The 10556-nt window shown below is 40.6% G+C and carries 9 protein-coding genes; all 9 read left to right on the forward strand.

Going from position 1 to position 10556, the window contains the following annotated elements:
- Positions 1 to 652 precede the first annotated feature (652 nt).
- Entirely contained in the window at positions 653 to 1573 is a 921-nt protein-coding gene (locus ACFO3G_RS05105; protein WP_380078596.1) for a DMT family transporter, read from the forward strand.
- A 47-nt stretch (positions 1574 to 1620) separates the two neighbouring features.
- Positions 1621 to 1788: a hypothetical protein gene (locus ACFO3G_RS05110; protein ID WP_380078598.1), complete on the forward strand. Its 168-nt coding sequence runs from the start codon at positions 1621 to 1623 to the stop codon at positions 1786 to 1788.
- A 130-nt stretch (positions 1789 to 1918) separates the two neighbouring features.
- Positions 1919 to 2365: a DUF4494 domain-containing protein gene (locus ACFO3G_RS05115; protein WP_380078600.1), complete on the forward strand. Its 447-nt coding sequence runs from the start codon at positions 1919 to 1921 to the stop codon at positions 2363 to 2365.
- A complete protein-coding gene (locus ACFO3G_RS05120; RefSeq protein ID WP_380078602.1) occupies positions 2362 to 3039 on the forward strand; it encodes a YggS family pyridoxal phosphate-dependent enzyme in 678 nt (225 codons plus the stop codon). Before ACFO3G_RS05115 ends, ACFO3G_RS05120 begins: the two co-directional genes overlap by 4 nt.
- A 151-nt stretch (positions 3040 to 3190) precedes the next feature.
- Positions 3191 to 4168 (forward strand): dihydroorotate dehydrogenase-like protein, encoded by a 978-nt coding sequence (locus ACFO3G_RS05125; protein ID WP_380078604.1) that lies wholly within the window; start codon positions 3191 to 3193, stop codon positions 4166 to 4168.
- Positions 4169 to 4349: 181 nt separating this feature from the next.
- On the forward strand, positions 4350 to 5021 hold the full coding sequence (locus ACFO3G_RS05130; RefSeq protein ID WP_380078606.1) for a YiaD family glycine zipper/OmpA-like lipoprotein: 672 nt from the start codon (positions 4350 to 4352) through the stop codon (positions 5019 to 5021).
- A 376-nt stretch (positions 5022 to 5397) separates the two neighbouring features.
- Positions 5398 to 6393, forward strand: a complete 996-nt coding sequence (locus ACFO3G_RS05135) for a DUF5106 domain-containing protein (RefSeq protein WP_380078608.1) — start codon at positions 5398 to 5400, stop codon at positions 6391 to 6393.
- A gap of 1198 nt (positions 6394 to 7591) precedes the next feature.
- Positions 7592 to 8758 (forward strand): OmpA family protein, encoded by a 1167-nt coding sequence (locus ACFO3G_RS05140; protein ID WP_380078610.1) that lies wholly within the window; start codon positions 7592 to 7594, stop codon positions 8756 to 8758.
- A gap of 45 nt (positions 8759 to 8803) precedes the next feature.
- Entirely contained in the window at positions 8804 to 10057 is a 1254-nt protein-coding gene (locus ACFO3G_RS05145) for an OmpA family protein (RefSeq protein WP_380078612.1), read from the forward strand.
- Positions 10058 to 10556: the final 499 nt, after the last annotated feature.

Below are 10556 nucleotides of genomic sequence, written 5' to 3' on the forward strand. Positions count from 1 at the left end.
CCGGGCGGACGCCAATCCCCCCGGTGTTTTTCATGTCCGCCTGACGGATGAGAAAAACAATTAAATGAAATGATTAATTTTGACTCAAAGATAAACTTCAATTACACACTTTTAGGGATACTACCAACAAGGCAGTATAGAGGCCCAAGCCATAATCTTATTCATTACAAAAGTGTTAAATTTTAGATATAAAATATGTTTCGCTCCTCATCCCTTATTTACGATACCGTTTTAACAAAAGAACCGTTAAAACTAACGATAGGCACGATGTGCGCAACCGCAGGATTTGCCGGCTGATAAATATTGATTGTCACAATGCTAACATCATTTCCAACAAGGGCACAATCCTACATTAAATTGCATATAGTACAATGCCAACATCTTACCTAACCATCAAAAGTCTCGGCACATAGTTTTACCCAATATTATAAGGTGAACCACATACAAACCGGACCTTAAAGGCAAAGGTATGCAAAAAACAAATGAATATTATTCATGATGTCGCAATGGTACAGTTTATCTGTAAATAATTTGACCATTATCAATGAAAAGTGCACTCCACTTTCAAACTCAGTACCCTCTGTTTCATCCTTTTACAAAGTCACAAAATTTGTTCGTAAATTTACATGCAACATTCTCTTTATTATATAGTATGAAAACGAATCACAAACCACTTTTTGCTCACATCGCAATGTTTATGGCATGTGCCTTTTGGGGGCTGATGGCACCGATAGGCAAGTTCGCCATGAACAATGGTATTGACGGCATTACCCTTGTATCTTTCAGAGTCTTTGGAGGTGCCATCCTATTTTGGATCACTTCTCTATTTGTTCCCAAAGAGGATATACCCCGAAAAGACATATTCAAACTTGCAGGAGCCGCCCTTTTCGGTCTTGTACTCAATCAGTGTGGATTTACGATCGGTCTAAGCTACACATCTCCCGGCAATGCAAGTATCATGACCACCTCAATGCCCATCTTTGCGATGATCTTGGCCTTTTTGATTCTCAAAGAGCCCATCACAAAGCAAAAGGTTTCGGGTGTCGCTATCGGATGTATCGGAGCCCTCATACTCATCTTGACGAGTGCTGCCGCCACCGATATCAAAGTGGGAAACTTCAAGGGGGACCTTATGTGCCTGATGGCTCAGCTCTCTTTCGCCTTCTACCTCTCTATCTTTACTCCCCTCATTCGTAAATATTCAATATTCACAATCAACAAATGGATGTTTTTCTGGGCAAACTTTTGGGTGTTGCCACTTACCGGAAAGCATCTAATAGCTATCCAATGGAGTGCGGTACCACTGTCCACTTGGCTCGGAATATTATATGTCGTCTTTCTTGGCACGTTCGTTTGCTACATCTTTACGATGTTTGCACAACAAACTTTGCGGCCAACCGTCATCAGCTCATACAACTATGTGCAGCCAACTATTGCCGTAACCGTAAGCATCATCATGGGGATGGGCGTATTCAAATGGAGTCAGCTGTTTGCCTTATGCCTAATTGTATGCGGTGTTTGGCTCGTATCCAAATCAAAATCCAAACGAGATATGGAGAAGATAAAAGAGTAGAGGAGCCCAATCAGACTTACAATATGTGGCATTAAGATGTGTTTGAAGTGAAAACAACAGCCTCTTCCCATCAGTATATGGGGACCAAAGCGCAGGCCGACGGGACAAATATCAGCCTACCGGAGGAGAAAGCCACCAATTTTGCTCGTAATGTGTCTGAATGCCTTTTCTCACAATATCCTCTATTCAGTGTTGCTGTCTCAGAAGCTGAATAAGAGTGTTTGGTTTTGATAAAAGCACTTTCCAAACACAAAAAGAGACCATGTCTTTATAAAATGGTTACATTTGCATGACGCAGTTTGCGTTTGTATTATTTCAATAGAATAAACAATAGTATTTAGACAGATGAATTGGTTTGAATGTAAAGTTTCATACGAAAAAACAACAGAGACGGGTGTACCCAAGAAGGTCAGCGAAAGTTACTTGGTCGATGCCTTGAGTTTTACTGAGGCAGAAGCTCGTATCACGAAAGAAATAACCCCGTTTGTATCCATTGGGGAGTTTACGATTAGCAATATCAAACGTGCCAAGATTGCAGAGATTTTTGAATCTACGGATGAGATGGACGACCGTTATTACAAAGCAAAAGTCCTCTTTATTACACTGGATGAGAAATCCGGCACCGAAAAGAAGTCTCCTGCCAATATGATTGTGCATGCGGGTTCACTCGAAGGAGCCGTTGCAAGACTTAGAGAAGAGATGGACAAAGGCATGGCCACTTATGAGATTGCGGCCATTTCGGACACGACAATTATGGATATTTTCCCATTTGAAAATACAATTAAGGAATGATTAAAGAAAATCTGTCAGCTATCAAATCCAATCTTCCCGAAAGCGTTGGATTGGTAGCTGTATCGAAGTTTCATCCCTCCGAAGATTTGAAGGAGGCTTATGAAGCAGGACAAAGGGCTTTCGGCGAGAACAGGGTGCAAGAGATGGTAGCAAAAGCAGAAGAGCTTCGTGAAGTCTGCCCCGAGATCGAGTGGCACTTTATCGGCACGCTTCAACGAAACAAGGTAAAGTATATCGTACCATTTGTTTCTATTATCGAAAGTGTCAGCTCCATCAAGCTCCTCAATGAAATCGAAAAGCAAGCAGCCAAGGTGGATCGTCGGATAGACATTCTTTTGGAGGCTCATGTAACTGATGAAGAGTCTAAGACGGGCTTTGATGTGGATGAGCTTATGGAAGCTGCACGCCTGATTGCGACGACAGACGATTATCCGCATATTCGCGTTTGTGGCGTGATGGGTATGGCTACGCTTACAGAGGATGAGCATCGAATCAGACAAGACTTTATTCATATACGCAAGATTTATGAAGAGCTCAAAGAGAGCCTGTTCAAAGACAAAGATTACTTCCGCCAAATCTCAATGGGGATGAGTGGAGATTACAAACTGGCCATAGAAGAAGGGTCGACATCTGTAAGGATAGGAACCGCCATCTTCGGCCCGAGAGTTTATTGAACATCATTCTTTGACCAAAACTGACGCACCTTCTGATTTTCTAATTACCTTTGTACCTTACTTAGGGAGGAAAATGTGTGTTTTGCGGTTGTGGTGCGACAACATTCTTACTTCAGAATCGATTATTAAGAAAAAACAACTATAAATTATCATGGTAGATATAACAACGACTTATGCCGGTTTGAAGCTCAAAAACCCAATTATTGCAGCGAGCTCCGGCCTTACAGCTACTCTCGAAAAAGTACAAAAATTGGTAGACAACGGTGTAGGTGCCATTGTGTTGAAGTCTCTATTCGAAGAGCAAATAGAAATGCAGGGTGCATCTATGATGGAAACATCTGATTATCCGGAGGCAGCCGACTATATTGCAGAATATGTAAAGAGCGAAGAAATTGCCAAGTATCTTGAACTGATCAAAAACATCAAATCCGCATGCGATGTACCCGTGATCGCAAGTATCAACTGCTTTAGAGCTGACGCTTGGACAGACTTTGCAAAAAACATCGAGAGTGCAGGTGCTGATGCAATCGAGCTCAACGTTATGCGTCTTGAGACAGACCTATTTGCAGCTTCAGACAATTTTGAAAGTCAATATATCGACATAGTCAAAGGTATTGCTTCTCAAGTTAAGATTCCCGTAACTGTGAAGCTTTCGAGTCATATATCTAACATTCCGGCCCTCATTGACAAACTCAGAGCTGCCGGAGCAAAAGGCGTGGTACTTTTCAATAGAAGCTATCGCACAGATGTAAACATCGAAAACGAGTGCCTGACTTCCGGTAAGATATTTACGACAGAAGCTGATTTGCATGATTCGCTTAGATATATTGGTCTCACATCAGCAGTAGTCAAGAAAATATCTTATTGCGCTTCGACAGGTGTACATAGCGCAGAAGCGGCCATCAAAGCTATTTTGGTAGGTGCAGATGCCGTTCAGATGTGCTCGGCTATCTACAAAGAAGGCCCGGAAGTGATTGGTAAAGTTCTCAAAGGCATTGAAGAATGGATGCAACGCAAGGGTTACCAGACCGTAGAAGAGTTTAGAGGAAGGCTCAATGCATCCGATATCAAATCTGCGACAATGTTTGAGAGAATGCAGTTTATGAAGTATTTCTCCAAATCCAAATAAGCGAAATGCTTTGTGGCTTCGCCATACGGTTCGTTAAAGACAGACAAAATTGTCAAATAATCTAAACAGTCGAATCGTTTGGTTGCACCTCGGCACTTCATCCAAATAAATTATTCATTAACGAACAGATCTCGCCATTGCGACGAGATTTGTTCATAACAAAAAACTAAAAATAAAGGAGATGAAAAAGGTAGGTTATATGGCAGCGCTCTTATCTGCTGCCCTCATTTTTGCAAGTTGCGATCTTAGCAACGCAGTTAAAGGCGGTGCCATTGGTACCGGTGCAGGTGCAGCGATTGGTGCCGGGATTGGTAAAGTAGCCGGCAATACCGGAGTAGGCGCTATCATTGGTGCTACAGTCGGTGGTACAGCAGGAGCTTTGATTGGACACAAGATGGACAAGCAAAAGAAAGAGCTTGAGAATCAGCTTCCCGATGCCAAAGTAGAGGCAGTAAATGATGGTGAGGCTATCCGTGTTACTTTCGATAGTGGTATCTTGTTTAAGACAGGAAAATACGACCTCAACGAAGCATCCCGAAATTCGCTTAAGAAGTTTGCTACCAGCCTTCAGAACAACCCGGATACCAACATCCAAATTATTGGCTATACCGACAACACCGGTTCAGACAGAGTCAACAACCCATTGTCAGTCAATAGAGCTAAGTCTGTGTATGATTTCTTGCTTGGACAAGGTGTCAGCAACAAGCGTATGGAATATCTTGGCAAGGGAAGCAGCGATCCTATCGCTTCCAACGATACTGCGGAAGGACGTAAACTTAACCGTCGTGTAGAGGTTTATATCTTGGCCAGCTCAAAGATGATTGAAGAGGCAAAGGCCGGCACACTTAAATAATGGATAAACCCCATTATCAATAGTTGCAGACTTTGGAGGTCTCTTACAGGGGAGAAGGGGCTGTGTAAAATATCGAATTGTGAGAAGTTTATTTCATATCGATAAGCACTACCCTTTCTTTTCGAACAAAGCAATCGCTATCATTGAGTTTTAGCTCTCTGGTAGCGATTGTTTTTTACAAATGACAATTGATTTCGAGAGGGTGACATTTTGACGCACCCAAAGTATTTGATACCGGAGTCAAAATTATATCGTACATTCACCAATAGATTGGATATTCGGCCGGATGCGCTACCATATCCGAGACGATCAAATTTCCTAAGATTGATATTTAAGATAAGATTAGAAGATGTCATACATATATAGCAATATAAAGATGAGAAAAGGAATAATCATAGTTGGCTACCTGCTTATTTGCTGCTGCATCACCCTCAGTGCGTGTACAAGCAACAAACAAAAAGGTCAAGATCAACAGCAAAAGACATCCCAAAAGATGTCTCAGCAAGACAGTCTGGAACTTACGATAGATGAGGATCTGGCAATCCCCATGCCTAAAGTGCCTAAAAATATCTCAGACCCGAGAGAAAAGGCAAACTATATCATCAATCACTTCTGGGACCAACTAAACTTCAATGACACAACTTATCTTAAAACACCGGACAAAATGGAAGCGAGCTTTGCCAACTTCATTGCACTGGCTTTATGCTTCCCGGTAGAAGATGAAATCCCTGCACTCCTTTTGCCACTTGAGAATTCAAATGACAAGATGCTGCACTTCTTCCTCGAGATGTACAAGAAATACCTCTACGATCCAAACTCACCAATGAGAAATGAATCGTTTTATATTCCTATCGCAGAATGGGCAAGCAAATCAGCAAAAGTCGATTATGCCATGCAAGAGAGGATGAAATCCATTGCAAATCTTGCCAAAAAGAATCAAGTTGGAGACAAAGCCATCAACTTTGCTTTTCAGCGAACAGACGGAGCTCTGACAACTCTCTATGCTGTCAAAGGCATGTACACAATACTAATGTTTTACACTCCGGGATGCCATACATGCGAAATGACCATCGACCAAATCAAGAGGTTGCCTGCGCTTAAGGCTCTTGACAAGAATCAAAAGGTCAGACTGGTATGCATTTATGCAGAACCGGATATCGAAACTTGGGAGAAATACGAAAGCAATATCCCGGAGTATGCCGTCAATGGGATAGACAAAGACGGTACAATCCTCTCAGATGAATTGTACGACCTAAAGGCATCGCCGACATTGTACCTATTGGATAAGGACAAGAAGGTCATTCTCAAAGATGCAGGGTTGCAAGAGATTTTGCCATACCTTGAAGAAAAGTTGGAGGTAAGAATCAAATAATTGCTCAAACATACTCTGAGTAATATGGCTGTTTGAGGCTCAAAATGCCAAACTCAAGATTGAAACAGACATGATATAAGGGCTCTTAAACCTCAAAATGTCGATACAACATTGGAGTATCACATACATTGAAATATTCAAAGCCCTTTTACCCTTTATCACATCGCAGCAAAATGGTGGAGAAATTTGGTGGACGACAATCATTTTGCAATATTGTAAAACAATGATAAACAATGCATTAAGAAAGATAATTTCTAATGACGGTCATTAGGATTTGCCATCTAACGACAAATCAGGGTTAAACAAATCTGCTTTTGAGCCATCTATTATGTATATACCTTGATTGGTGAGGACAATGCAAAAAGGGAACGATGGATAGATGAATAGATAGAAGAATGAATTGAAGTGTATCAAAAGCATTCTTGAAACAAGTAAAAAAATGCAATATTATCCATAAACAATTATTACCTTTGTGCAAAGAGATGATCGTTTTTCCTTCAGAGGAAAGTATAAGATTAGATGAGAATAAGAGGTATAAACATATGATAATGTTTAGAACATCGCATACAATTGATCGCAGAATAATATAGATTAGAGTAGTCCGACATCTCAAGAAAGTTGCCATATACTACAACTTACGATGAGGATGACTCGCCACACATCTCTTTTCTGCCAACAAATTGAAACAGTCTCATACACCAATCGTCTGTCCGGCATCTGTATGGACAAACTTTACCACATATATAATAAGGTATAGAGATGGACAACAGCAATTGTGTCGGTGAGTAGTAAGAAATATTTAATTACTTATAATTTTCTTAGCGATAACTGATATTAAAGACTACCTCAAAAGATTGATGATGGATATAGATTGAAACCATCATTAGTAAGGGTGCAATTCACCCAATGACAATCCAATAGAGGTCTGACAATAACGAACAAGCAATCACTAAACAGATAATAAACAATCACAGAATAGGTGATAAATAGTTTCTAACGATATTTTTACAAATGATATGGAGATACGACTATCACGATGATTAAAGATAAAAATGACAAGTAAAAACTGTTGGTAATAACAGAATGGATATGCGATTTGGTTTGGATAGACAAATTTAACAAAAAACGATATTTTCTTTGTCTATACCAAGTTATCAATTATATTTGCATAAAGAATAAAAGAAATACAACTCTATTAATGAAAACTAAAGCTATGAAAGTAAAGTACTTGATGCTAACGTTGGCTGGCGCATTTGCGCTAAATGCCAGTGCTCAGGAGGTTACTGAACCAACTTTGGGTCAGACTCCGGCCAAGAATACAGCTTATGCCCGCGGACAAGGTAATGATAACTGGTTCGTTACCCTCCAAGGTGGAGCTAGTATGATGTTTTTGAAGGACAATGAGGATGCTAAATTTGAAAACAGACAAAGTTTTATCCCAACATTCTCAGTGGGTAAATGGCATAACCCATACTTTGCAACGAGAGTACAGCTCGCTGCAGGGGTATCTCATGAGTTCAAAAACGTAGAGGGATTAGAGGATCTGAAAATGTTCCACGGAAGATATGTAATGGGACATTTCGATTTTATGTTTGATGTGATCAACTACTTCAAACCCTATCGTGAAGACAGAGTCTTTCACTTGATCCCTTGGGTTGGTCTTGGTTACAGCAACAAATTTATCAAAGGTCATGACTACAGACAGAACGCTCTTACCGGAAATGCCGGTGTAATGTTCTTGTTTAACATTCTTGAAAGAATGGACATCGTACTTGAAGCTCAAGCTTCATATTCAGAGTTCAACCTTGATAGATCAAACTACAACTATCGCAACGACTTCTCTCCACTTATGGGAGCTGTGACAGCCGGTTTGAATTTCAAACTTGGAGACTTGGGATTCAACGAAATCCTTCCTATGGATATGAATCTCGTAAACGATCTTAACGGACAGATCAACAGACTTCGCGCTGAAAACGAAGAGCTTGGTAAGAGACCTGTTTCTTGCCCTGAATGCCCTGAAGTTGAAGACGTTGTTGAACAAGTAAATCTACTTGGTGCTAAATCTGTACAATTTAGATTTGACAACGCTAGAGTTGCTAAAGATCAAATGGTAACATTGAATGATGTTGCTCAGTATGTTAAGAAGAACAATGCTCCTATTGTTGTAACAGGATATGCAGATGCAACAGGAAATGCTTCTTACAATGAAGGTCTATCTGAACGTCGTGCTAAGGCTGTTGCCAAAGTTCTTACCGACAAGTTCGGCGTACCTGCAGACATGATCACAATTGAATGGAAGGGTGCTTCAGAACAACCTTACGACAAGCGTGATTGGAACCGCGTTGTAATCATGCGCTCTAAGTGATCGTTTACTGAGTAATAATCGTAGAATAAAAAAACAGACAAGAATATGAAAGCACGTATATTGCTATTAGCTGTCGCTGCGTCAGCGATGACTCTTACAGCTAATGCTCAAGAAGTAGCTACTTCTCAGAACAAGCCTGGCATGTATACCACGTTCGCTCGCGATAAAGCGTCTGACCATTGGTTTATAGACGTTCAAGGTGGTATCGGAGTCAGCCTATTCGGATATAATAGAGATCAAAAAAGCTTTGGTGATCGTCTAAACATCACTCCAACCCTTGCTATCGGTAAGTGGCACGAACCATACTTTGGTACACGTGTACAATTCATGGCATGGGAAATGAAAGGCTTCAACAATCGCTATGTAAAACCCGGTGATTTGAAGTCAGAGCTAGAGTCAATCGAAAACAAGTCAAACTATGTATTTGGTCACTTTGACTTTATGTTTGACCTTTGCAATTACTTTGGTGTTTATCGTCCAAACAAGGTATTCCACGTCATTCCTTTCGTAGGGGTTGGTGCTGGTTACAAGTTTGCGACAAAATACTATGGTGAAAAAGTTGACTTCAACGAAGAAACAGTCGCTAACTTTGCAAAAGACGGATGGGAAAATCCGGAAGATGTTGTAAAGTCTCATGAAGCTCACTTCACACCGGCTATCAATGCAGGTTTGATGCTTAAGTTTAAGCTTTCAAAAGTTATTGATATCAACCTCGAAGCTCAAACAGTTGTTTCTCGCGCTGAATTCTTCGGAACAAAGGCAAGACAGAGAAAAGCTGATATTACATCATATGCCACAGCAGGTTTGACATTCAATCTTGGTAAGAGCGATTGGGAAGGTATTGTACCTATGGACTACAACCTAATCAAGGACTTGAATTCAACTTTGAGTGCTCTTCGCGCAGAAAACGAAGAATTGAGCAAACGTCCTGCTTCATGTCCTGAATGCCCTGAGGTAGTTGAGACAGAAGTTTCTAAGACAGTTGTAAGCAATGTTGTTTATTTCAAGATCAACTCTGCTAAGATTAGAAAGAATCAAGAAATCAATATCTTCAACACAGCTCAATACGCTAAGGATAACAACCAGAAGATTACTATCGTTGGTTATGCTGACAAGAATACAGGTACTGCAGCATACAACATGAAGCTTTCAGAACGCCGTGCTAAGGCTGTAGCTAAGATGCTTACAGACAAGTTTGGTGTATCTCCTGAAAACATCAACATAGAATGGAAGGGTTCTGACGAACAAGTTTATGCAGAAAATGCATGGAACCGTATCGTTATCATGAACGCCGAATAAATAATAACTAACAGAGTTGTTAACCGATTAGGCGGTCAACCCTAAGACATAGAGGGCTCCCAAAGTTGGGGGCCCTTTTTGTATCTTATATTATTGCTGTTGTCCGACAAAAACACCGCAAGATTGAGTCATAAATCAGTATTTGATCCAAGCGAATGCCTTTATGGGGCAAAGGGTTTGCCTAAGTGGGCAGCCTTTCTATTTTGAATGTATTGAAAGGTTGGCTGTCCGATAAAACCAAGCATGATTTACAGACTAATGCCTCAGAATAGGTAATACCGTTTGGTTAAACCCAAAAATGTCGATAGGACATCGAAGTATCATATACATTCAAATACTCAAAGCACTTTTTCCCTACATCACATCGCACCAAAAGGTAGTATCCCAAAAAGTGTGTAAAGGAGATTTATCTTTGAGTCAAAATTAATCATTTCCTTTCATTGTTTAGTTCATCCGTCAGGCGGGCATGAAAAACACCGGGGGGATTGGCGTCCGCCCG

Source organism: Falsiporphyromonas endometrii (genome assembly GCF_042654485.1).
Taxonomy (GTDB): Bacteria; Bacteroidota; Bacteroidia; order Bacteroidales; family Porphyromonadaceae; genus Porphyromonas; species Porphyromonas endometrii.